The sequence below is a fragment of the Streptomyces sp. NPDC050658 genome, from assembly GCF_044457025.1.
In the GTDB taxonomy this organism is placed as follows: domain Bacteria; phylum Actinomycetota; class Actinomycetes; order Streptomycetales; family Streptomycetaceae; genus Streptomyces.
This window is the reverse complement of the sequence record NZ_JBITGM010000012.1, coordinates 35,269-59,036: the sequence shown is the minus strand read 5'-3', so window position 1 is coordinate 59,036 and position 23,768 is coordinate 35,269. Positions and strand designations below refer to the sequence as shown.

The 23,768-nt window shown below is 65.4% G+C and carries 15 protein-coding genes and 1 pseudogene; 11 read left to right on the top strand and 5 right to left on the bottom strand.

Annotated elements, in window-relative coordinates; all coding sequences use genetic code 11:
- Window positions 1-67 precede the first annotated feature (67 nt).
- The 3 genes from ACIBKX_RS32870 (at window position 68) to ACIBKX_RS32860 (ending at window position 4,881) form a co-directional block, all read left to right on the top strand.
- Window positions 68-1,138 (top strand): peptidase M10, encoded by a 1,071-nt coding sequence (locus ACIBKX_RS32870; RefSeq protein WP_363276241.1) that lies wholly within the window; start codon window positions 68-70, stop codon window positions 1,136-1,138.
- Between the two features lie 1,332 nt (window positions 1,139-2,470).
- The gene (locus ACIBKX_RS32865) at window positions 2,471-3,847 is read left to right on the top strand and encodes a hypothetical protein (RefSeq protein ID WP_363276242.1); all 1,377 of its coding nucleotides are present in this window, start codon (window positions 2,471-2,473) and stop codon (window positions 3,845-3,847) included.
- Window positions 3,848-4,572: 725 nt separating this feature from the next.
- Window positions 4,573-4,881 (top strand): hypothetical protein, encoded by a 309-nt coding sequence (locus ACIBKX_RS32860; protein WP_363276243.1) that lies wholly within the window; start codon window positions 4,573-4,575, stop codon window positions 4,879-4,881.
- Window positions 4,882-5,408: 527 nt separating this feature from the next.
- Here ACIBKX_RS32860 and ACIBKX_RS32855 read toward each other — a convergent pair.
- From ACIBKX_RS32855 to ACIBKX_RS32845, 3 genes are all read right to left on the bottom strand, one after another.
- A complete protein-coding gene (locus ACIBKX_RS32855) occupies window positions 5,409-5,696 on the bottom strand; it encodes an Lrp/AsnC ligand binding domain-containing protein (RefSeq protein ID WP_363276244.1) in 288 nt (95 codons plus the stop codon).
- 1,163 nt (window positions 5,697-6,859) lie between these two features.
- Window positions 6,860-7,192, bottom strand: coding sequence for an Lsr2 family protein (locus ACIBKX_RS32850; RefSeq protein ID WP_363276245.1), 333 nt, complete (start codon window positions 7,190-7,192; stop codon window positions 6,860-6,862).
- Window positions 7,193-9,018: 1,826 nt separating this feature from the next.
- Complete coding sequence (locus ACIBKX_RS32845) at window positions 9,019-9,612, bottom strand: hypothetical protein (protein ID WP_363276246.1); 594 nt, start codon at window positions 9,610-9,612, stop codon at window positions 9,019-9,021.
- Window positions 9,613-10,303: 691 nt separating this feature from the next.
- Between ACIBKX_RS32845 and ACIBKX_RS32840 the strand changes: the two genes are divergently transcribed.
- The 5 genes from ACIBKX_RS32840 (at window position 10,304) to ACIBKX_RS32820 (ending at window position 17,263) form a co-directional block, all read left to right on the top strand.
- On the top strand, window positions 10,304-12,877 hold the full coding sequence (locus ACIBKX_RS32840; RefSeq protein ID WP_363276247.1) for an FtsX-like permease family protein: 2,574 nt from the start codon (window positions 10,304-10,306) through the stop codon (window positions 12,875-12,877).
- Window positions 12,878-13,316: 439 nt separating this feature from the next.
- Entirely contained in the window at window positions 13,317-13,967 is a 651-nt protein-coding gene (locus ACIBKX_RS32835) for a tryptophan 2,3-dioxygenase family protein (RefSeq protein ID WP_363276248.1), read from the top strand.
- Complete coding sequence (locus tag ACIBKX_RS32830; RefSeq protein ID WP_363276249.1) at window positions 13,964-15,361, top strand: amidase family protein; 1,398 nt, start codon at window positions 13,964-13,966, stop codon at window positions 15,359-15,361. The genes ACIBKX_RS32835 and ACIBKX_RS32830 overlap by 4 nt, the downstream gene beginning before the upstream one ends.
- A gap of 58 nt (window positions 15,362-15,419) precedes the next feature.
- Window positions 15,420-16,778, top strand: a complete 1,359-nt coding sequence (locus tag ACIBKX_RS32825) for a pyridoxal phosphate-dependent aminotransferase (RefSeq protein ID WP_363276250.1) — start codon at window positions 15,420-15,422, stop codon at window positions 16,776-16,778.
- A gap of 44 nt (window positions 16,779-16,822) precedes the next feature.
- Entirely contained in the window at window positions 16,823-17,263 is a 441-nt protein-coding gene (locus ACIBKX_RS32820; RefSeq protein ID WP_363276251.1) for a carboxymuconolactone decarboxylase family protein, read from the top strand.
- A 7-nt stretch (window positions 17,264-17,270) separates the two neighbouring features.
- On the opposite strand, the gene ACIBKX_RS32815 is transcribed toward ACIBKX_RS32820, so the two are convergent.
- Both ACIBKX_RS32815 and ACIBKX_RS32810 read right to left on the bottom strand, forming a co-directional pair.
- A complete protein-coding gene (locus ACIBKX_RS32815) occupies window positions 17,271-17,957 on the bottom strand; it encodes a hypothetical protein (RefSeq protein WP_363276252.1) in 687 nt (228 codons plus the stop codon).
- Window positions 17,958-18,008: 51 nt separating this feature from the next.
- The gene (locus ACIBKX_RS32810; protein WP_363276253.1) at window positions 18,009-19,295 is read right to left on the bottom strand and encodes a putative Ig domain-containing protein; all 1,287 of its coding nucleotides are present in this window, start codon (window positions 19,293-19,295) and stop codon (window positions 18,009-18,011) included.
- 337 nt (window positions 19,296-19,632) lie between these two features.
- Here ACIBKX_RS32810 and ACIBKX_RS32805 point away from each other — a divergent pair, with 337 nt between their 5' ends.
- From ACIBKX_RS32805 to ACIBKX_RS32795, 3 genes and pseudogenes are all read left to right on the top strand, one after another.
- Entirely contained in the window at window positions 19,633-20,862 is a 1,230-nt protein-coding gene (locus tag ACIBKX_RS32805; RefSeq protein WP_363276254.1) for a hypothetical protein, read from the top strand.
- A gap of 467 nt (window positions 20,863-21,329) precedes the next feature.
- A pseudogene (ribA, locus tag ACIBKX_RS32800) lies at window positions 21,330-21,992 on the top strand (GTP cyclohydrolase II); the annotation flags it as partial.
- A 105-nt stretch (window positions 21,993-22,097) separates the two neighbouring features.
- On the top strand, window positions 22,098-23,597 hold the full coding sequence (locus tag ACIBKX_RS32795; RefSeq protein WP_363276255.1) for a DHA2 family efflux MFS transporter permease subunit: 1,500 nt from the start codon (window positions 22,098-22,100) through the stop codon (window positions 23,595-23,597).
- The last annotated feature ends 171 nt before the right edge of the window (window positions 23,598-23,768 follow it).

The window sequence follows — 23,768 nt, the reverse complement described above, 5'->3', positions numbered from 1 at the left end:
CCTGCCGCCGGACTCCGCCGGCTCTTCCTCGACCGCAGTCCCGAACGCTTGGCCTCATGGCGCTCACATGACCAGCACGGAGAAAGGAACCGAGATGGCCTCTTCCCGACGAGCCGTTCCCGCCGCACAAGTATGGCTGGCGCCAGGCCGCATAGCTCGCAGGAAACTCCTGGCCATACTCGCGATAGGTGCCGCTGTCGCCGTCATCCCTGGCGGACTGGAGACCAGTGCATCAGAAGCCGTGAACGGGCGCCGATGCAACCTTCCCACCGGCGTGCTCGCTGTCACCGACCTTCCGACGGGCAGGTCGGTGATCGACTGCGCGGCAGTTGGGCGGATGGTGAGCCTCGACGGTGCCGGACTGACCATTCCAGAGCCCGGCATGGGCGTATCAGTTGAGGGCGTTTCGGCGAACGGGAGCCTGCAGCACTTCCAACTCGAAGTGTCCGCTGATGGGATCATCACCTACCCAGAACCCGCCGTGGACGCGAACGACCCGATGTCCGAGACTCCGGGAATTCGGACGGATGCCGCCGCTTGTTTCGATGCGGCACATTCGATATACGGCTACGCGGAGCGTGATTCCTACGCGTGGCGCATAGGTGACGGAGGAATGCCTGGAGCTCTCTCGCAGTCCGCCGCACAGCTCGCTTTTCTCGATGCGATCAATAACATAACCGACAGCTATAACGACTGTGGCCTCAAGGATGAAGTTTCGGCGATTCAGAGGTACTCGGGAACCACGTCTTATGAAGCTGATTTTGCCAGCGGATCCCTCACGTGCACCGCACGCGACAGAGTGAGTACATGGGACGCTGGTGATTTAAATGCCAATTCTGTTGCGGGGGCTTGTGTGTGGTACGTGACTGTCAATGGATCCCCAGCAGACGTGGTGGAGGCCGACGTCCGCTACAACACTGTTGACTTTGACTTCACGAACGACCCGAGCAGCAGAACGTGTAGGAATAAGTACGACATACGTGCGGTCGGTACACACGAAGCCGGGCATGTATTCGGGTTGGGGCATGTGGCTGGCGGCCACTCAAATCTCACCATGTACACCCATTCATTTATCTGCAATGCGAAGGCAAGGACTCTTGGTAGAGGAGACGTCCTTGGGCTTCAAAGGAAGTACTGAGGGCGGGTGAGGGGCCGTGCAGCGTTTCCCGGCCGTCCCGTTTGCCCTACCGTCACGCAGACGGCTTGGCTTCCGCGTTGAGCTGTCGCGCAGGTGTTCGGCCATGGCCTGAGGTTCAACGTAACTGGCTGCCCTTGGGGTAGATCGGCTGAGCAGGATTACCCCAGTGGGATCGCGATCGACGCCACGATGGCCAGTTCCGCTCCCTCGTCGGCCTCGGGCGCGAGTGCGCGAAGGACGCCAACGCGTCCTCCATGGGCGTGGTCGACGACCCTTCGCCCGAGCAAGGGGTGAGTCCAGTGCCCTAACCCGAGCGGCCGCATGTTCATCTAGTGGCCTCCTTGGACGGTTCGATAGCGAGGTGGTCCCTGACCCAACGTCGGGGCAGCATGGAATAATTCAAGCCACGTTGGGGCGCGATCCCGACCCTCTGCGCTTCCGTCGCCTCCGTCGCCGTTGCAGTCTCATCACCGCTGTTCAGGTAAGAAGAACCCTTTCTGCTCCGATCGGGGTGACGGAAGTGGAACAGGCCGCTATCCGCCGCACTGGCGTGATAGGTGCGGCTTGTAATCACTTAACGCTCCTTACGCAAATGGCATAGGGTACAACTGTCGGTGACAGTTGCAGATTGGACAGGTTGTACGTACGTGGGGGAGTGAGATGCCACGGAAGAAGAGACCGCCGGACGGCACCCTCGCTGCCCGCATCCGTAGGCGCGGGAGCCCAGGGCTGAGGGTCGGTCCCCTTGGCCGCCAGACCACAGCGTCGCGACTGACTCAAACTGGACTCCTGCTGTGCTGTGTTGCCCCTCCAGCTCTTGGCGATCAGGGAGTTGCTTGCCTGCATGGCGAGGAGTGGTGACACTAGGTGGGCTGAGGGGCGCCCAGAGCGTCGCACTGAAACGTGAGCGCGCAGACGTCTGTTGAGCAGTGAGGTATCGCTTCTCCCGCAGGGCGAAATGAGGGAAGCCAAGAAGGATCAAGAAGGAAACGGCCGCACCCACGAAGCTCTGCTTGTGCTTGACTCCGCCTTGACCCCGCGGATGTCGAAGCCGAAGTTCCGGTTGCATCTGACTCCGCCCAGCCCCCGCGGGTGTCGAAGTCGAGTTCCGGTTGCGCATCACTCCGCCCAGCCCTCGCGGATGTCGAAGCCCGGGCCGCTAAGCGTGTTCGAATGAGTTACAGGTAAATATTTTCGAATTCTCGCAGTGGCCCGTGAGTGCATTCAGTTTCCCCTCCGATGCCGTTCGTGCTTGAGGGAAGATTTAAGAATGTGTCGTCCAGGAGGATATCCTCAGTAGCCGAGCAATCCGTTTAAATATGGAGAGCGGACGTGGCGAATGAGCTGCTTCAGAGAGTAATTGATGAGGCCGGGTGCACGTATGCGGAGCTGGCGCGGGAAGTGCGCACGGTTGCCGGGGAGATGGGCAATACCCGGTTGCGGACCAACGCATCAGCCGTGGCTCATTGGGTGGCAGGCACCCGCCCGATTCGAGCTACGGCACACTGCCTGGCCGAGGCCCTTTCGCGAAAGGTGGGGCGTCCGCTGACCCTTGAGCATATTGGCCTGGATCAAGAGGGAGAGCCTGCCTTGGAGGCGGGTTCAATCACTGATGTCGTAGGTTCCCTCGTGCGACTGGGAAAGGCCGACATCGATCGTCATCCCTCGGTGACGGCCGCTCCGTACGCCGTTAACGCGGCACTTCCGGTCGGCTGGGGAGAGAGCACTGTCACAGTCGCCGCACAGAACCGTATCCTCTCCATTCCCGAGCCTGGGAACGGGCAACGGGACCACATTGAAGCGATCCGGACCACCACCGAGACGTTCGCCGACCTCGGCAGGCAGTACGATGGTCAGCACGCCCGATCCGCCGTTGTGCAGTACTTGGTTTCCGAGGCGGCTCCCTTATGCCGGGCAGGGCTGCTCGGAGAGCAGCAGAGAGAGCGGGCGCTGACGGCCACAGCCTCCCTGACGGCCCTGGCCGGCGTGAAGGCCTGCGATGGAGGCGAACAGGGTCTGGCCCAGCAGTACTTCCTCCGGGCGCTGGAGCTCACCGAGGCGGCAAACGACGATCGGCACGCAGGGTTTGCCCTCTCGATGCTGGCTCACCATGGCTTGGAGGCCGGTCGGCCGGAACACACCCTGACTTTGACCAGTGCCTCCTTGGAACGTGCCAACGGGGGCCTCGACCCCGCGACCGAATCCATGCTGCGAGCCACTCACGCCCGTGCCCTGGCCATGGCCGGAAGGCATCAGGAGTCCCTTGCCGAGGCAGCAAGGTCAACGGAGTTGGGCGCGGAGGCCGACCAGGACGAGATGCCCTACTGGGCAGCGCTCTGGGGGCCGACGGCTGCCTGCGCAAGCAGCCAGCTGGCCAAGGCCGCGATGCACCGCGGTGACCTGAGGACAGCCGAGCAACTCTTCGCACAGACGGTCGTACAGTGGCGGGACGCCGCATACCCCGCCACGCTGGCGCGCGTGAACGTGGGGTTCATACAATGCCGCCAAGGGAATCTTGAACAGGCGTGTGCCACTTGGCACCAAGTACTGGACTCGGCAGCAACGATACGGTCCCCCCGACTTGTTGGTTACGTGGTGAGCATGCGCAAGGCGCTTGGCCCCTTCAGCAGGCGTGGAGGCCGTGCGGCCCAGGAACTTGATGAACGTGCCGCGATGTGGCTGAAGAGGTGCCACCTTCAACCTGATTGAGGGGAAGGCGCAGGTCGGTGGTAAACAGCAACTTCAGCGCACAACTTTTCTCTTGTTTAGCTGGTGAAAGGGCAATAGTTAAATTCTTGGCGGAAGGCGCGAGACATTCACGTCGAAATGGTGTTCGCTCAACGCTGTTGCAAGCCATAAAACTGGACGGCCCGAACCAGGGAAAGAGCGCCAAGACATCTATCTCGGCCAGTCCCAAGGTCATCGGTCTCGCTCGGATCGTGGCACGATCAACCCCTCCGCGAGGCAGTTGATTCCTCATTTTTGGATTACACATTGTTACAGCCGCTCGTCGTCTGTCGACGAGGAGTTCCCTTGGCAGGCGCCCTCTTGAACGGCGACCAGACTTCATGGGCGGCGGCGGTTACGCACAGTATCCAAACTCCAGCACCTGCTGCCGGTTCGCACGCTCAGAGCGGGAAAGGCCCAGCCCGTACTCAGACCCTTTTCGCTGAGCAGGTTTGAGCCGTCGCCACCAGCACATGGTGGTTGACCGGATAGAGAGCTGGGGCAGGTTGGGCGCCGCGTGCTGTGATGTGTCGCGCACCAACCGAACGCCCCGTAGCCCATTCCGGCAATGGAGGACGATTTTGATGCGCCACAAATTTAAGACCGCAGCCGTGATTGCGGCCATGGTGACGGCGACAGGTTTGATGTCATCTACCGCCGCAGAGGCGGTGTCCGGCACTGGTTCGGCTCCGGCAGAATCACCCATCGTGGGCTCCGCGAAGGCACCCCAGAACGGCGGGTCTTCATACTGCTACGGCGGCTGGAACTACAGCCCCTGGTGGGGTAAGACGGCGGGGAGTTCCTGCTGGAATCCCGCCTACGTCAAGGGCTGGATCGACGACACCTACCGGGACGGGTACTGCGTACAGATGCGCTTCGACTGGTACCGGCACGGCAGCTGGGTCGGCACCAAGTACTCACCCCGCGTCTGCGATCGCCAGCAAGCCAGACACTTCCAGCTCAACTCCCCCGATCCACATGCCGACTGGGTGAACTGGCAGTTCTATCGCGTCTGACCCACGCGGCACAGACAGCTTGGGCTGTGGGCAAACCCCTCTCTCGCCCGCAGTCCAAGCGCTGTTGCTGACGCACCACGGCTGAGGCCGGCGGATTCCTGTCTCATCCTCACGGCAACGCCCGGCGATGCGCGGGCTACAGCGATTCCTCGGCCTCGCGGCTTGCCGCCTGCGCGGAATCATGCGGACACGGCAATGACCATCGGCTTCCCACGGACGGACGATCCCCCCGTCGGGCACCTGGCAGACGCTCAACTACACAGCAGAGAAGGGGAAACCGTTCTCATCGTGCCTGTGTAGAGGCGGACGCGGAATCGGTCCGCTGCGTTGCCACGGCGAACATGTACGGCTGAGAAGCCGGGAGGGCCTCGCTCAAAGCGCGCCCGCATCGTTGTTGCCGGTCACTCTCCGCCCCCTCGCGAGCCCTTACCGACCGGCGCCGCGCCCTGAGGAGCGCCACGGCCGGACGACGGCCGGCGGCATCAGCGTCCATCGGCATGGCGACCGGACCGCGTTCCGGGAACGGATCAGCCGTCGGACCCCGCTGAAGGACCGAGGTCAACGTGCCCCCAGTCCCGAGGGCGGTGATCCTTAAGGGCCGGACAGGCATGCGTTCGTGTGATGCCTTCAATCGCCTGAATACGTGCCACGATCTGACCGAGGAGCTCGACACTCGTCGCCTCAGCCGTGACGATCACGTCGTACGGACCGGTCACGTCATCGGCTCTGACGACTCCCTGAACCGCAGCGATCTCGGCTGCCATCGCGGCGGCCTTTCCGATCTCAGTCTGGACCAGAACATACGTACGCACCATCAGTAGACCCTCCGGCCAAGAGACCTCAACTGTTGATTAATGGCGAGTGTGCATGGGCCGAGAAGTTAAACATGTAGGTTCTTCTCGGCTCCGCGTCTATTTGTGCTGTTTCTTTTGGATGATTTCGATGATGAGGGTGGCAGTATCAGCGTGACTGGCCCGCCCCGACGGAAATGAGGTCGGCCTTCGAAGGCAGCCCGTCGGTGCTATGACCGTGCGCTTCACGGGCCGGACGAGGTCACCGGTGCTGTCGGCATGCCCACCCATCACGGCCTGTGTACACGACTGGAACCCCACCATCCATGCTCCGACACGCCTTCAGGGCCCTCAAGGGTGAAGGTTGGAGTGGGCCCGTCGGCTATCAGTGGAACCCAGAATCGCCGTCCATTATTTTTCCAGGGGAAAAGTTGCCTTTGCAGGGCAGGCTGCCGAGTGTGTCTCCTATGGGAAGGGTAGCCAGTCCTGGGTATTTGGCGGATGGGCTACATATGGCAGCGACTGCGGCCTCTTCAAGCTGAAGTGGGGCTTCCCTGAGGGGCCGGACGATTTTGCCGATTGAACAGAACTTCCCTTTTCGGCCGGTTATATGTGGGACTACTCTTATGACCCTGACACGTGGGAAAATCATGGACCGGAGTGGGCCACGAGCTTTTGGAAGCAGGGTACTCGGGTCTGATCGACGTCCGGCCGGTCGTGCGGCGACATCATGTCGGTCCGGCACGTTCCCACGGCGGCCCGTGCCGGCTCTGCGAGGCCACCACTGGCCGACGAGCCGACCGGCCCCGGTGATGACGTTCGTTCCCGTACAGGTGGCCAGGACCGCATCGGCAGCCGCTGGCTGCGCCGAAAGGGTTGGGACGGTAGTGCAAGTGCCCCGCACCGCAAGCGGCAGAGTGACGCCCACCTGGCCCAGGCAGTGAGGGCGCAGGGAATCAACGAAGCGTGAGCAGCCGAGGTTTGTCCATGTGCGGCCCAGGCGGACGTGTGGGACGTGGCGCTGCGGCAGAGGGGAGCCCGCAGCGCAGTCTCCGAATGCGGAGAAGAGGAGCGCCGCTGCCGTCAGTCACGGTCGATCGTGACGGCCCTTGTGCGTGCGGCGGTGTTCTGGCCCGCAGGTGCACAGAGCAAAGCCCCTGGCATTGCGCCGGGGGCTTCTCGCTTGATCAGTGGGCAGCTTCGAACGCTTCTCGAACGCTTGACGGGACACGGCCACGATCGTTGACCTCGTACCCGTTTTCCTTGGCCCAGCTGCGCATATCAGCAGTGCTGGGTCCACCCGCAGGGGCTGTGCGCGCCTTCCGGGCTCCCTTGACACGACCTGTCTTACGGCCCTTGTCGATGAAAGGACTCAGCGCCTCGTAGAGCTGGTCGTAGCTTTCCGGCGCGAGATCGATTTCGTACCCCACCCCGTCCAGCGTGAACGTGTGAGTATGGGCCTCCGCGGATTCCTTACCCGTGAGGTCGTCAGTGTAGATGGTGATAGTTTTCTGGGCCATGGCCGGATCATACTCCATATTCCGGGGGCGTCCATACCGAGTTCCTGGAACCCGTGCTCGAAAGGTAACAGCGATGCCGCATTTCCGCAATGAGTCATCGCGGTTGATGACCGAAAGGCCGATGCCCGCGAGGGGAGGGAACGATTCGGCCGCGTGTGTCGGCAGGTACCGAGCGTGATCGATTTGCGCACCTCCGAGGGATGGATCGCCTCGCAATTCGGATACAAAGGGATCTTCTTCCCCTCGATGAAATTGGTCGTGTCCACTCGGAACGGCACCGTGTGGCAGTTCGCAGCAACCAGTGCCACCTCAGCAAAACACCGCCAACGAACCCGACCTGTCTTCACAAGCAACGACTGAAACCCGGCAAATCCCGCCCCATCGACAATGCCAACACCCGGCAACGATCTCCCCAGCGGGCGGCGCGCCTGGGCCACCTCCGGCTTCGAGGTCAGCGGGTGTCACTCCAGACGGCACATACCCCATCAGTGACCGCATCATTCGGCGGAGAGTCCACTCAGCTCGGTGATCGCTACTTCAGAACGTCGCTGAGCGGCATCCAGCGGGAGTCGAGCTCGGCGAAGCAAGCGTGTTCTACGCTTTCGGCGCCGTGGCGGATCGAGAGCGGGAACCTGGCGGGGCGAGGCACTCGGTCGGACGGCGCCGACTCGAGTTCCTAAGGGAGCGTGAAAAATGTCAGTGCCGCGGCTCTTCGTACTCCGCATGATGAACGACGGCCTCTTCACGATCGCGAGCCGACACGTCGTTGACTGCTCTAGCTGCGGCCCGTGCATTTACCTCTTGCTGAGTCATCTCGCGGACCGTCTGAAAATACAGCGTCAACGCCGACTCTAATTCCGTCGTCATTATCATTGCCTTTCCGTGTCTTCGGCAACGAATCATTCCGTCCTGGGTGATCAGGTGCTTTACGGAGCGGAAGAGGGGTCCACCGCTTCGCTCACGGATATGCGGGCACCTTGTGAAAATGAAGTAGCCACATGTTGCGCCATGGTTGGGCGCCGGGGGCACTTCCTGCCCGGTCTACACCGTGAATGGTGTCTGTGTGAGGTGATCACGTGACACGTTGGCGTCTACGGGCTTGACGGAACGGGCGGTGCGGGTTTGGGCGGGCCCGTTCGATGGCCCTTCACCGGCTTGGCGTAGGCGTTCGGGTGGGGCGAGCCGCTCGGAAGATCGACGGCATGCCCCGCGGGGAGGGGGACTTTGCCACGCGGCCTGCGTGACGAAGCGGCATGCTGCGGCCAGACCGATTCCCAGGTCGTGCGACTCGCCGCGGTGCTCTCCTTTTCGGATGCCAGCCCGTAGCCCGTTCTAAGTCACTTGAGACACCGCCCCCCTCGCCTGAGGGGGGCGGTGTTCGTCATCGGGGGAGGGGTCGTGGTGCGGCTTCGAACGCCGCAAGGGCCGGCCGACTGTGACCCGCTGTTTCAACCGGTGCATCCGCCTCGCCGTACGAGGTGCGACGCCTCGCCGTACGGGGTGAGAAACGTGATGTCCTGCACGACAAACGGAATTCCTCGAAATTCCTCGGAACGCTTCTTCGCTGTCAATGGGCAATCTTGTTAACGTCAGATCTTTCCGGACGTGATGACGTGCGACGCCTACAACGTTCCGGTGGCTTTCCTCCAAGCCGATCGCGACGAGGGGCGAGATCACTTGCTTGGGGTTCTTTGGGGTCTGTCCCTCGCCGCCGTGGTTGTGTCAGGGGCCGGGAGCAGCCGTGCCCCGCCCGAGAACGGGCGGGGCACAGTTCACAGCTGCTCCAGCAAGCGATTTCCGGGCCGTCGAAGGCCTCACGCTGAGCGCTACGCGGATTGAATGGTCAGTGTGACCGTTCCGCTGTCGCTGGTCAGCCCTTGAGGGCTGTTGCAGGCGTTCTCGAGCACTTGGAGATTGGGCGCGATGCTGATGCGTTGGACGCTGCCACCGAGGTACTTGCCTTCCACCACAGTGCCTGTGGTCGTGGTGACGAGCGTACCCAGAACGTCGGCGGCCGTACTGCTCCATGTGTACCGGCTGGTTTCTCCGGTGTTCCAGGTGACGGTGGTTTCTCCTGTGACGGTGGATCCGAGTAGATCCACACAAGATGCCGAGGGCAACTGCGCATCGGTCAGGCTCGACGTGCCTGATTTCACCGCGCCACCGCCCAAGCACAGTCCGCCGGGCTGGCCGTAGGTGCTGGAAGTGTCGTAGGTGACAGGCTGCGGGTCATAGGTCAGCCCGGGGTCGTATGTGGTCGAGTACGAGCCGGTGCAGTTCAGGAGTGTGACGGCCGCTGCCGGTGAGGCCTGGAGGAGGCAGGCCGAGAGGGCGATACCGATGGTGACGAGAAGGGACCAGGCTTTGCGGCTTCTTCCGTGCCCGCGGAAGGAATCACGTATCTCGCTTCTGCTCTTCATGATCACAACTCCGATCTGTGAATACCTCTGAGTTCCTTGCAGGGGTCGAGTGAAGAGCTCGGCTCTCGTGTGTGTCGTGCGATCTGGATGAATCAGCTTTCTGGTACGCGCTTCGAGGCGATCCGCTGACGCCATCCCATCCGAATGCCGAGTGGCCCTTCAGCGTTTATCGGGATCTTCATGGAAGGTAGGGCGCGCACAAGGGCGCGCGAGTCGTTCAACGGGCGGTTTGCGCTCTGAGGCGACCCTGGTTCACGGCGATTCCCTGGGGCCGCAGGGTTGACACGAGTGTCTGGTATGTGACTTTCGGAAGGTCATCCTCCGGTATGACCGATGAGGTCCAGATACCTCTCAGGGCTGGCTGTGAACGGGACCGTGGTTCGACCTTGGCTGTCTCCGTGGTCGGGACGATTGAAGGGTTCCTCTTTGTGCCCTTTCGATCAGGAGGCCCCGTCTTGTTGCTACATATCCCTTTGTCGGCCGCCGGGTTGCTTGCGCCGTCGAGTTCCGGTGCCGACGTCCTGGGACTTCTCCCCAACTCCGCGCGTGAGCCGGGCCAGACGGTCGTGATGGTCCCCCACGCCCCGGCCGCCGCCCTTGACCGGATGAAGCGATCCGAGTCCACGGGCAGGACCAGCTGACCCGCCCCCCTCGCCAGCCATCGGACCGAAACCCCAGGAGCAACAGCACCATGTTCCGCACCGCCTTGCGCAACGTCCTCGCGCACAAGGCCAGGCTGCTGATGACCGTCCTCGCCGTGATGCTCGGTGTCGCATTCGTCTCCGGCACTCTGGTCTTCACCGACACGATCGGTGAAGCCTTCAAGCGGAGTTCGGCCAAGAGCTTCGACAACGTCTCAGTCGCTGTACGCCCCGATGAATCCGCCGCCGACCACTCCCTTCCCGAGAAGGGGAAGAAGGCGCAGCCGGACCCCGAACTCACCGACGCGTTATTGAAGAAGGTCAAGGCTCTGCCCGGCGCCGAGGCAGCGACCGGGGTGCTCTCCGGCTCCGTCCATCTCGCCGACAAACAGGGCAAGCAGGTCGGCCAGTCGTGGGGCAGCACTGGTGGAAACTACTTCCCCACCACCCAGGGGGGTGCGGATACGCGCTACGACTTCACCGGTGGCCGCGCGCCCAAGACGTCCGGCGAGATCGCCCTCGACAGCAAGACCGCCGAGCGCACCGGCTACAGGACCGGCGACACCGCCCGCGTGGCCACCAATGGCCCGGTGACGAGGCAGAAGATCACCGGCACCTTCGACACCGATGACGGCGAGGTCGCGGCCGGCGGCACGCTCATCCTCTTCGACAACGCCACCGCCCAGAAGGTCCTGGGCACGCCGGGCGAGTACGACGAGATCACCGTCAAGGCAGCGCCCCACACTTCCGACGCCGCGCTCAAGAACGAGGTCGAAAAGATCCTGCCGAAGGGCACCGAGGCCGCCACCGGCAAGGTTCTCGCGGCGGAGCAGGCCGCTCAGATCACCGAAGAGAACGAGGACCTGACTCAGGTGCTGCTCTGCTTCGCGGGCCTCGCACTGTTCGTCGGCACCTTCCTCATCGCCAACACCTTCGCCATGCTGGTCGCCCAGCGCAGCAAGGAGGTCGCGCTGCTGCGCGCCATCGGTGCCTTTCGCGGTCAGGTGACGCGCTCCGTGCTGCTGGAGGCGGTCATCATCGGCCTGGCAGCATCGGTGAGCGGCTTCCTGGTCGGCCTTGGCATCGCGGCCGGAATGCGGGCGGTGATGGGCAGCGCCTCGATCCCCGACGGCCCTCTCGTCGTCGCCCCCAGCACGGGGATCTACGCGCTGCTGGTCGGCGTCGGCGTGACCGTGCTCGCCGCCTGGCTGCCCGGCCGCCGCTCTGCGAAGATCCCACCGGTCACCGCGATGAACAGCGTGCACGCCACGCCGACCACCCGCAGCCTGGTCGTACGCAACAGCATCGGTTCGTTCCTCGTGGCCGGCGGAGCCGCGGGGGTGTTCGCCACGACCGGCATGAAACTCGGTGACGCCATGTACCCGATGGGGCTGAGCACCGCCGTGTTGACCATCGGTGTCTTCATGCTGACCCCGCTGCTGGCCCGTCCGGTCATCGCAGCCGCCGCCCCTCTGCTCGACCGCTTCAGCGTCATCGGAAGGCTGGCCCGTCGCAACGCGCTGCGCAACCCGCGCCGGACGGCCGCCACCGCCTCTGCCCTGATGATCGGTCTTGCCCTCATCACCTCGATGACCGTCGTCGCCAACTCCGTGGAGGGCGCGAGCGAGGACAGGTCGGTTGCCGCGCTCAAGTCCGACTACGTCATCAGCATGGCCAACGGAAGCAAGCTCTCCCCAGATGTGCGCATGAAGCTGGACGAGCTGCCGGAGGTGACGGCCTCAAGTCCGCGGCGCCTGACGGATGTCAGTGTCAACGACACACGCACACCCGCACTGCTCTCCGGGTTCGACATGAAGAGCATCGGCGAACTACTCAACGTGCACTTGAAGACCGGCTCTATGAGCAACCTGACGACCACAGACGCCCTGGTTGACTCGGATACCGCCGCCAGGGCCGGCCTCAAGACCGGGGACACCTTCGCGGTGAATTTCCAGGACGGTAAAGCTGAGAAGCTGACCGTCGCCGGAGTGTATGAAGGCAATCCTGGCAACAAGATGCTCATCGACGGCGGCATTCGCGTCTCAACCTCCGTGGTGGACAAGCACCTTGACGCGGTGAAAGACGATCTGGTGCTGGTGAAGACAGCGGGGGGCCCGAGCAGCAAGGCCGCCGATGCCATCGTCAAAGCCATCGGCGGGAACCCGGGCATCGAGGTCCTCGACAAGGCGGCCGTCAGTGACAAGTACAGTCTGGAGCTCAACATGCTGCTGAACGTGCTGTACGGGCTGCTGGCGATGGCCCTGCTGATCGCGGTGCTCGGCGTGGTGAACACCCTGGCCATGTCGGTCTTCGAACGCAGGCATGAGATCGGAATGCTGCGGGCGATCGGTCTCACCCGGGCCAAGACCAAGGAGATGGTGCGTCTTGAGTCGATCGTCATATCCCTCTTCGGAGCGGTGCTCGGCATCGGTCTCGGCATCTGCCTCGCCTGGGCGATCGGAACGTGCATCGCCAACAGCCTGACGGACTACGTCATGACGATCCCGTACGCCCGCATCGCTCTCTTCTTGCTGTCCGCCGGAGTGATCGGCGTGCTGGCGGCTGTGTGGCCCGCACGCCATGCCGGCAAGCTCAACGCCTTGGAAGCCATCAAGACGGAATAGGGACGGAATAGGTGGGACACCGTCCACCTGACGGGGTCCGGTCGGCAGCCCATGCTGCCGACCGGACCCGTGGCGTGTCAGCCCGCCGGGAGCCAACCTCTGTATTGCGCCCGGCGTTTCACATAGGCACAAACATGCAGCGTGTTCCACGCAATCGCCCCTGCTCACTGCTTCCGTTGGTCGCGTGATGGCGATTAGCTACTTCGGACGAGGTGTAGGACCTGTGAGCACAGGGTGCAGGGCAGGCAAATCGGTTGCTCTTGCTTTCTTCCGAGCTGCCCTGTGGGGAATGGGCAAAGATTTGGCGCTGGCCCTGCCGACGGACTGCCGATACTACGCCTGAGTTTTTCAGGGAGCGCCCGCGTACATCCGGTCCCTCCTCTGATCCAACGTCACCAGTCCCGTCATCAAGACAGGCTGCCTTCTCCAGGAGTCCGAAGTGTCATTGCGCAACGGAGTCAACGAGTACGAGCGATATGTACGGATCCCCGAACTGCTGGATCTGCAGCACCCCCGGAGCAGCGCGCTCGAGGAAGAGGTCCGCGCGTCCGAGCTGTTTTTCATCGTGGTGCATCAGTCGGCTGAAGTTCTGCTGCGGCAGGTCATCGACGATCTCAGGGCCGTGGCCAAGACGCCTGGAGAGTGGGGTGCCGTGGAGGCCAGATTGCTCCGCGCCGTCGCCTTGGTGGGCCTCCTGCGCAAACACCTCGACGTGCTGGATCATCTGCCACGCGAGCATTTCCTGGCGTTCAGGGAGCAGTTGGGCACGGCCAGCGCCAGCGGGTCGTCGCAGTTCGCGGAGGTGTTCGCCCTGCTTGGGGTCGACGGCCGGCCATGCGTGCTGCGGCAGGCCTTGAACGGAGCGGGCACCGCGATCCCGGAACACGTCACGAAGGCGCTTGACGCCCTGGTGCTGGAGGCGGGGGGCTGGCAGGCAGACCATGTGGCTCTTGTGAAGCGGATGATCGGGGAGTTGTTGCCGGGCACGGCCGGGACCGAGGGAGTTGCGTGGCTGCGTTCACGCATTTTGCCGCCTCCGGACGAAGCAGTACCGGCGCAGGGGCTCTGCGTACACGCGAGGACCGCATGAGCACCGTCCGACGGTCGGTGGCGGACGTGACCGCCGCGGTCGCGGCCGGGCGCTCCACCGTCGAACAACAGGTCCGGCAGGCTGTCCGGGCGCATTCCTCGCTGGATTTGCGTGCCTTCACCCAGGTGGATGTCCCCACGGCGCTGGCCACAGCGGAGCAGGCGGACCGGCGGGCCGCAGATGGAGAGCTGCCGCTGCGGGGCGTGGTGCTGGCGGTGAAGGACAACATCGACGTCCGCGGGTTCGACACGACAGCGGGAACCCCGGCCCTGCGGACGAACCGGCCCACGGCCGATGCCCCGGCCGTACGGGCCCTGCGAGAGGCGGGGGCGACCATCCTGGCCAAGAGCAACATGCACGAACTCGCCTACGGTGCGACCAGCGACAACGCCGTATACGGGCGAGTGCGCCATCCGCTGCGGCCAGGACTGATCGTAGGCGGGAGCAGCGGGGGATCGGCGGCCGCGGTCGCCGCGGGCATGGCCACGGCCGCGCTGGGTACGGAGACGGGCTGCTCCGTGCGGGTGCCGGCCGCGCTGTGCGGGCTGGTGGGGTTCCGGCCGACTGTGGGCGCCTACCCGGCCGGAGGCGTCGTGCCCGTCTCCTGGACGCGGGACACCATCGGTGTGCTGGCCCACAGTGTCGACGACGTCCGAGTCCTGGACGCCGTCATCCGCTCCGCCCCTCCGCCGCCGGACCCAGAGCCCACGGCACTGAGCGGCCTGCGGCTCGGCTCTCCTCGTCGTCCCTTCCGGCAGGGCATGACGGCCAAGCTGCTGGCCATGTTCGAGGGTCGGCTCGCCACGCTGGAGGAGGCCGGGGCCCAGATCGTGGAAAGCGACCTGCCCGAGGGCGTGGACGAGGCGGTGGCCGCGAGCGGACTGCCGATCGCCCTGTACGAAACCCCCCACGGAGTGGACCGCTACCTGGAAACCCACGGTCTTCCCCTGCGGTTCGATGAGGTCGCCGCGCAGGTGGCCAGCCCCGACGTCGCACGTCTGCTGCGTCCACTGGCCAACGGCGGCGTGACGCGGGCGCAGTACGAAGCCGCGCTCGGACAGCGCGCACGACTCGACCGGCTGATGCGCGACTTCCTCGCGGCCCATCAGCTCGACGGTCTCATCGTGCCCACTGCCCCGGTGACCGCACCTCGGCTGCTGGCAGACGGTCACGTCGACATCGACGGCACTCCCACCCCTGCCTTCCCGCTCCTGGTCCGCAACGCCGACGCCTCCAGCATCGTGGGCTGGCCCGCGATCAGCCTCCCCGCCGGTGCGGACGACCAGGGGCTGCCCTTCGGCATCGACCTCCAGTTCCCGTCGAGTGCCGACCGAGCCCTCCTGGACGCCGCCCACGCCGTTGAGCAGGTGTGGCGCGGACGGCGAGGGCGGTAACGAGCCCAATACAGCCCGCAGGGGTCCTGACCTCGGCGGGGGAGAAGGACACGCAGCCATGCACAGCCTGACAGACATCATCGGAGAGCCGATCCTGCCGAACCCCTACGACGACGCCACCCTCCTGCGGCGGCATGCGGCCGCGGGGCACGACCCAACTGACGTGATCTACCTCAGTCTCGGCGAAACCTGGAGCCAGGCGGCACCCGGCCTGCGCGACATCCTCGCCTCGGGCCTGCCCGCGCACAGCCACGGCTACATCCTCAGTCCCTACGGCCTGCCGTCACTCCACCGCGAACTGCGCACGTACATCACGGCGGACCACCACCTCGCCCCCGTCGCCGAGTTGGGCGTCGACTACGAAGTGGCGGTCTCCCAGAACAGCACCCGCAACGCCATGTTCCACTTCGGCCGACTGCTGAACGAGACAGAACGCGCCGCCCGCGGCGACGGAGGCATCGTCGTCTGCTCGACCCCTGGCTGGGACTACTCAGGTGTCTACACCGCCCTCGGCTACACCATGCGCCACTTCAGCCTCCTGCCCGAACAGCACTACCAGCCCAATCCCTACGAGGTTGACAAAGTCCTGCACCAAGCCCGACGGGAGACGACCGGGCCCGTCCTGCTGGCCGTCAACGCCCAGCACAACCCCACCGGCGCCAACTGGGATCCGCACACCGTACGTTCCATGATCCGCTCGGCCCTCGGCACAGGAGCCGACCTCCTCATCGACGACGCCTATTACGCGGTGCACGACCCCGATGTCCGCCCCACGAACAGTCTGCGCGTCCTGCTGGAAGAGCTCCGCCCCATGCCGCCCGGCCGGCGCCCCCATTGGCTGGCGGTCCGTTCGCTGGGGAAACAGTTCCACTGCAACGGGTGGGGCATCGGCGCCCTGACCGCGGCCCCCGGCACCGTGACACAGCTCCTGGGCAACCTGCTGCCGCAGTACACCTATGTGTCGGCCGTACCGCTCCAGGAAGCGATGGCACGCTGGCTCCAGTCGCCTTCCAGCGACCTCTATCTCGCCGGGCAGCGCGCCGAGTACGCCGCGAAACGCGCGGAGATGGCCCACCGGCTCACCCACGACTTCGGCTACCCGGACACGGCGTTCTTCCCCGGGCAGTGCGGCCCCTATCTCCTGATGCGAACCCCGCCCTGGTACGACGCCGCAGTGTCCGGCGCCACGGCGTCCGGCGGCACGGTGGACTACCGGCAGCACTGTCTGGCGCAGGCCGGAGTCCTCGTCGGCGAGGCCCACATGACCACCCCTGGTCATGCCCTCAACGACTCCCAGGGCTACCTCCGCCTCTACCTCGGCCCGCCCCAACAGTCCCTTACCGAGGCCCTCGACAGGATGCAGGGCGCAGGACTGACCTGGCACCCGTCTCCCGCCCGCGCACCCCGCATCGCCTGACGGGTGTGCCAACTCCCCTACCGACGCCACACTATGGAGAGACCATGACTGACGACGCGGCGACCCGCCTGGAACGCGGGCGGGCCATGATGCACAGCATCTCCCCCCAAGTAGGCGATTCCATGATGGACAGCCTGCGCGCCGTCGCCCCCGATTTCGAGAATCTGCTGCTCGGATTCGCGTTCGCCGACATCTGGTCACGGCCCGTTCTCCCCCCGCGTGAACGCGCACTGATCCGCCTGGGCGCCCTGGCCGCTCTCGGCGCCCCGGCCTCCGCCACCCGTGCCAACATCGACTCCGCCCTCCACATCGGCCTGACACCCCAGGAAGTGTCGGAGGCGTTTCTGCAGACGCTTCCGTACGTCGGCTTCCCCCATGTCATCACCGCCCTGGAAACCCTCACGCGCCTCCTGGAGACCGGGCCCCTGCCAGACCCGCTAGAGCCCGGCAGGGAAGAGCCCGGCAGAGCGCGAACCGCTGACTGACGCCCCCTCAGGAAGTTTCCGACTGGGGCGGGTCATTGCGCAGACCTGGCCACGTGGCGGGACTGAGGGGGAGGACATTGCCGGCGTCGGCGGTTCTCGTCAGGTCGCCGAGGCAGCGTGGGTCGAACTCGGCGAAGTAGTGACCTCGGAAGAGGTAGGCAACCGTGCCGTCGGCGGTGGTGACAGCACAGTCGATGCCGCGCCGGAAGGACCGGGGGAGCCAGGGAAGCACCTCCGCGATGGAGGTGGCCTTGCCTTCACCGGGGCGGGCCGGATCGTAGGCATAGACCTGGTCATCCGAGAAGAGATAGGCGAGGCTTCGGGGCGCATGGGTGGCGACCCGAGTGACGGCTGCGTCGATTCGGGTGAAGGGGGTGATGTCAGAAACCCGTCCCGGGGCAGCCGCCTCATCGTCTTCAGCGCTGTAGACCAAGTACTTGTTGTACTGGAATAAATACATCTCACTCCGGCCGAAGACGCAGATGCTGTCCAGGCCGCAGCGCCAGTAGTGGGGAAGGGAAGGCAGCAGCGCACTGGTCCGGCCCCGGCCCTGCGCACGGCCGCCTTCGCGGGTCCCGCCGGGGCCCCATGCGAACTTGGTGTACTCGGCGCCGGACAGGAAGTACGCGGCCTCCGTGTCCCCGGCTTGAGGGGCGAGGCAGAACGCCGCGCCGAAAAGACCGTTGTCCGTCAATCTCCTGTACCACCTCGGGAGTTCTCTTTCTTGCGGTTGGATTCGCCCTTGTCAGGCGATGTTGTCCGCGCAGGTGACGCCGTTGAGAGTGAAGATGTTCGGCGCCTCATAACTGGTGCGGTAGCGGCCCAGGAGGGTGATTCTCTGGGCGGTGGCGCCCGGGGCGATGGTGGGGGCGTACGACGTGTTGGTGGCTCGCACGTTCTGCCCGGATGTCTCGACGCGTGCGCCGATGCCCATGAAGAGGGACTGGTCGCCCCTGAAGGCGAACCGCAAGGTCCAGCCGTTGATCGGCGTAGAGCCGATGTTGGTGATCTCGGCGCGGGCGGTGTACCCGCGATAGGGCGGATTGCCCACCTTCTGCGTGTAGTTGACCCGGCAGGTAGCGGTCACGCTCCAGGTGAAGTTCGCCGAGCCGGAGGAGCCGGTGGTGTCCGTGGCGGTGACGGCGACCGTCGACTCGCCGATCTCGGTGGGGGAGCCGGAGATCACCCCGGTGTCCGGGTCGATGGACAGGCCGGCGGGGAGACCGGTGGCGGAGTAGGTGAGGTCCTGGTCGGGGGCGGAGTCCGACGCCTCGATCTGCAGGTTGACCGGTGTACCCGCCGCGGAACTCTGGTTGCCTGGGTCGGAGACAGTCACCGTGTTGCCGGTGGCGATGTCGAAGATGTGCATGGTGGCCTTGCCGTGCTCCGGCGGGCCGCTGTCGGGCAGGGTGACGGATTCGACTGTCCTGTCCGGGTCGAGGTCGACAGTCTGTGAGTAGATGTATGTGTTGACGTACTCCTGGCTGCTGCCCGGCCTATTTCGGTAGGCGGAGTTGACGGCCACGGTGCCGCTGGGACTCTGCCAGTCGGGGGCTTCGAACGCGAAGTTCTGGGTGGTGTCGTCGGTGTAGTCGACTGTTACGTTTTCGGTTCTCGATCCCCAACCGGCTGACAGCAGGAACCCCAACTTCGTGGCGCCCTCGGCGTCGGGCAGAATGATCGTCTGGCCTTGGGGCACGAGGTTGTCCCGCTTGGCGGCGCCGCTTGAGTCCTGGCCATATTCCGGGAAGGTGAATCGGATGCCTGACGAGACAATGGGCGCCCCGGGGGTGGCCTTGTTGACGGCGGCATCGGCCAACGCACTCGCCGAGTAGCTGTTGTAGTCGCCGTCGAAGTTGCCCGCCGAAGTGTCGTCGTCCGGCGTGACGCCGACATTGTTGTAGCAGTTTTCCAGCTGGTCAGGTGTCGACGTACAGGCGGCTTCCGTCGCGGTCGCCGGTGCTTGCGTGGAGAGTGCGGCGCTGCCGGCGATTACCAGCGTGGCAAGGGCGAGTCGTCCTAATCGGGTCACGTTCCGAAGGCGTGGTCCGGCAGCCGCTCTGCGTTGTCTCCGGTCTGCCTCGCATTTACGCATACTCATGTGTTGGCTACTCCTTCTGACAGTGGACGCCCACTGCTTCAATTACTAAGGGTGTCAGATTAGCAACTCAGGGTGACCATCTGTGGGCTTGCTTCTCTGGGGATCTGCGTGGCCGCCAAACGCGCGTACGGACGCCCCGGAATACGGCGGGCCTGCCGACCTACCGGGCGACTCGTTGATACACCGGACGGCAGCCTTGCGATCGCCCCGCACTTCCGGCGGGCGGGGCCGAGGGAGCGTCGACGCGTGTATGGAAGGCGGTCGCCGGATGACCGACGCCCCGCTGGTGCTCATCGAGCCGTATGCCCACCGGCCCGGCGGGCACCACCAGCACACCCTGGTCGCGCTCGCCGCCGCCCGGCCGGGCAGTTTGGTCATCGCCCCCTATGGTGCCGCTGACCTGCCCGCGTTACGGAAGGCGGGAGCCCGCGTGATCACAGGATCGGTGGGGCGCGGCGCCGGTCGGCTGCTGACCCTGGCGCGGGCGGCATCGGCTGGATCGGCCATCGGTGGGCGGGCGTTGTCGTCGCTCCGCCGGCCGAGATGTCTGCGGCGCCTTCTGGACCAGGTCACGCTTCTCGAGCGGTGGCTGACCGAAGCCGCGTGCCTGCGAACGGCCGCGCAGCTGGAGCGGGACCCGGGGGCCGTGGTGGTGCTCAGCGCGAGCGAAGCGCTGCACGGCGCGGCCGCGCTGCTCGGAGGCCAGGCTCACCTGCGCTTCATCCACGACAGGGTCATGGCCGAAGGCGTGGCCCTTCGGCTCCTTGGCTGGTCGGCTCGCCGTGGTGAGCGCCAGGTGCTCGCGCTGTACCCGACCGCTTCCGTACGCGATCAGATGGCCCCGGCCTTTCGATGTCTGACCGGTGTGGTGCGGTGCTTCGCCGTGGACGACGGGAATCGCCTCACCGATGCCGAGCGGAACACCGGTCGTGCCGCCTTCGCCATTCCTGACGGGGCCGTAGCGCTGTGTCTGGCCGGCACATGGGGTCCGCACGACGACATCGACACGGTCAGCGCCGCGCTCGAGGGCGTACGCCGACCACTGCACCTGGTGGTGTGCGGCGCATTGACGCGAGAGGAGGTCCTGGCCCGGTGGGGGGAGCTACCAGGACTGCGCGTCCACACGGTTCCGCCCTCGGCCGGCCCATATGTGCTGCGGCTCGTCCATGCTGCCGCCGACGCGGCCCTGGTGGCCCGACGCCTCGGGGCGGGCGAGGAGTCGGGGGCGGTCATGGATGCCGTACGCCTCGGCGTCCCTCTTCTGGTGTCCGAGCACGACCCGGAGCTGAGTGCCCGTCTCGGGGGACACCCGTGGGCTTGGCTCTTCCCGGCCGGCGATGCGGACGGGCTCACCGCGGTCCTGGACCGGCTGGCCGAGGGGTTACCGGAACGGCCGGGGAACCGGGCACCGGTCCATCTGGGCATGGCCACGGCCGTCGAACAGGCTGACTTCGTCATCAGGATCTACGCCCAACTCCTGTCGGGGGAGCGTGGTTGACCGCCGCATCATCCCTCGCTCGAACCGCTGCGCCGATTCACGAACACGCAAAGTTGCGACGTGTGCAACGCGTTGGTCGCCTGGCTCCCTTTCCTGAGACCGGCCACGGGTATTCCATTGGAGGCCCGTACCCCGCCTCTCGGCTCAAGGATCGGTAAGCGGCTAAGAAGCAAGGGGCATTGGGGGCCGGATGCTGGACGCCATGTGGTCATCCCGATGTGTTTGCGCGTGGTCCATTGAAGGACCATTGCGCACCACTACGGGCTATTAAGGGCTATTCCTGGGTGATGCCGCCTTTCCTGAATCTTTCGCCATGGGGCCTGCGCAGCTCCGCGCTCGACTGAATTCCCGCTGATTACGCCCGGCTATGTCCAGGCTGCCGAGACATGGAGTGTGTCATGAGTCATATCGCTGTCGAATCCGATGCTGCGGTACATCAAGTTGCCGATTCCACCGGTGTGTTCGCCGTCCGGCGGGAGGCCGAGGTGGACCTGCCGACCGCCTTCGGTCGTTTCACCGCCTACGGCTACCGCTCCGCGGACAACGTGGAGCACGTCGCACTCGTCTTCGGCGCCGTGGGCGACGGCGAGAACCTGCTCGTCCGGATCCACTCCGAGTGCCTGACCGGCGAGGTCTTCCACTCGCTGCGCTGCGACTGCGGCCCTCAGCTCCAGGAGGCCATGCGGCGCATAGCGGAGGCTGGGCGCGGGATCGTGGTCTACCTGCGCGGCCACGAAGGCCGTGGCATCGGCCTGACGGCCAAGCTGCGTGCCTACGAGCTCCAAGATCGCGGACGCGACACCGTCGACGCCAATCTGGATCTGGGCCTGCCGGCCGACGCCCGTGACTACACGGCGGGCTGCCACATCCTCGCTGACCTCGGCGTCCGCAGCCTACGGCTGATGACCAACAATCCTGAGAAGGTCTCCGCTCTCTCCGGTCAGGGACTGTCCGTGCTGGGCCGGGAAGCGATGCCGGTCGAGGCATGCGAGCACAACGTGCGGTACCTGCGTACGAAGCAGGACCGCATGGGTCATGACCTGCTGTGGCTCGCCCCCCTCGCCGGGGGCGCCGATGAACAGAGCACAGGCATCCGGCACCTCGACGAATACCGCGTCTCCGGAGGCTGAGACCGATTCGATGACCTTGCCCGCGCCTTCCGTCCAAGGCGACGAACTCACGGAGCCCTGGCAGCAGGTCGTGGCGCCCACGGTCTCACGGAGGCGGATCGCCGTATGGCAACCAATTGCTCACCCACGTATCCGGGTTCGGCAGGGCCCGGCGCGGGCGGAGACGCCTCGGTGCCGGCTGCCCGGATCCCCCGTTCACTGTCCGTCCTGGTCGGGGCCGTCAGTCTCGGCGCGGTCCTGGCCATGCTCGATGCGACCATCGTTGCGGTCGGAATCGGGGCGATGGGGCGAGGGCTGAACGCATCGCTGACCACCATCCAGTGGGTGACGACGAGTTACATGCTCGCGTTCGCGATGGTCATGCCCCTGCTCGGTTGGGCGGTAGGTCGATTCGGGGCACGGCGGACGTGGCTGACGTCGCTGACGGTGTTCGTGGTCGGTTCCGCACTCTGCGCGCTTGCCTGGTCAGCCGGATCACTGATCGCTTTCCGCGTGGTGCAGGGGCTGGGCGGTGGGTTGTTGCTGCCGCTGTCGCAGACCATCCTGGCGCGGGCCGCCGGACCGCAACTGCGGGGACGGGTGCTGGGCCTGGCGGCAGTGCCGGCCATGCTGGCCCCGGTATTCGGCCCGGTGGCCGGGGGAGTGATCATCGACAACCTCGACTGGCCGTGGCTCTTCTACGTCAACCTCCCGTTAGGGGTGATCGCCCTGGTGCTGGCCATGAGGTTGCTCCCCCGGGACGAGGCAGTGTCACGCGCACCCCTGGACGTACTCGCGCTCATCCTGCTGTCACCCGGCCTTGCGGTGCTCACCCTTGGCTTCATGCAGGTCGGCGCCACTGGCAGTCTCTCCTCATTCGGCGCCCGGGTGGAGATCGCGGTCGGCGGGCTGATGCTCGTGGCCTTCGTCGTGCACGCGCTGCGGCGGCGCACTGCGCCGCTGGTCGACCTGCGCTTGTTCCGCCGGTCCGGCCTGGCCGCGTCGGCGGTCGCCTCGTTCCTGTTGGCCGCCTCGCTGTTCGGCTCGATGCTCCTCCTCCCGCTCTACCACCAACTGCTGCTCGGCCAGGACGCGATGACGGCCGGCCTCTCGCTGGTCCCGCAGGGCCTCGGGGCACTCCTGGCCGTGTCGTACGCAGGCAGGCTGACCGACCGCTACGGGGCAGGGAAGGTGGTGCCCGCCGGCGTGGTGCTGGTTCTTGTGGGCACGCTGCCGTACGCGTTCGCGGGCGCGGGCATGTCCCCGTACTGCTCGGCGGCGGGGTTGCTGGTGCGTGGTATCGGGCTCGGCGCGTCGTTCACGCCGGCCCTCGTGGCCGCGTACCACGGCCTGGGCAAGGAGCAGATTGCCGGAGCGACCAGCATCGTCAACATCGCTCAGCGCGTGGGTGGTTCGGTCGGCACGGCTCTGCTTTCCGTGGTGTTGCATCGACGGCTGGAGCAGAGCGTGGGTCCGGACGCGGTACTGAACCCGATGCGTGCCGGACGCAGCGCCGCGGCCCAGCAGCTGGTGCCGGTCTTCGGTACGGCGTTCTGGTGGATGCTGGGCTTCAGTGCCCTTGCCCTGCTGCCCGCCCTGGTTCTGCCCCGGCGCTCTGCCGAGTGACGTCACGGCGTCACGGCGTTCGGCGGGAAGCCTTGGGCTCACGGGCCGGGCGCCCCAGGGCGCCCGGCCCTCCCCCCTCAGGCCACATGCGTACCCATTCGCCGCCCAACTCACCGTCGATACACATCAACGGGACACATTGCGGCCCACATAGCGAAACTGGCACAGGTG

Excerpts from the sequence above, each read along its gene's own strand:
- ACIBKX_RS32825 (WP_363276250.1), top strand. The coding sequence starts at position 15,420 with ATGCACAGCCTGACAGACATCATCGGAGAGCCGATCCTGCCGAACCCC.
- ACIBKX_RS32820 (WP_363276251.1), top strand. The coding sequence starts at position 16,823 with ATGACTGACGACGCGGCGACCCGCCTGGAACGCGGGCGGGCCATGATG.
- ACIBKX_RS32830 (WP_363276249.1), top strand. The coding sequence starts at position 13,964 with ATGAGCACCGTCCGACGGTCGGTGGCGGACGTGACCGCCGCGGTCGCG.
- ACIBKX_RS32850 (WP_363276245.1), bottom strand. The coding sequence starts at position 7,192 with ATGGCCCAGAAAACTATCACCATCTACACTGACGACCTCACGGGTAAG.
- ACIBKX_RS32845 (WP_363276246.1), bottom strand. The coding sequence starts at position 9,612 with ATGAAGAGCAGAAGCGAGATACGTGATTCCTTCCGCGGGCACGGAAGA.
- ACIBKX_RS32840 (WP_363276247.1), top strand. The coding sequence starts at position 10,304 with ATGTTCCGCACCGCCTTGCGCAACGTCCTCGCGCACAAGGCCAGGCTG.
- ACIBKX_RS32805 (WP_363276254.1), top strand. The coding sequence starts at position 19,633 with ATGACCGACGCCCCGCTGGTGCTCATCGAGCCGTATGCCCACCGGCCC.
- ACIBKX_RS32870 (WP_363276241.1), top strand. The coding sequence starts at position 68 with ATGACCAGCACGGAGAAAGGAACCGAGATGGCCTCTTCCCGACGAGCC.
- ACIBKX_RS32855 (WP_363276244.1), bottom strand. The coding sequence starts at position 5,696 with ATGGTGCGTACGTATGTTCTGGTCCAGACTGAGATCGGAAAGGCCGCC.
- ACIBKX_RS32795 (WP_363276255.1), top strand. The coding sequence starts at position 22,098 with ATGGCAACCAATTGCTCACCCACGTATCCGGGTTCGGCAGGGCCCGGC.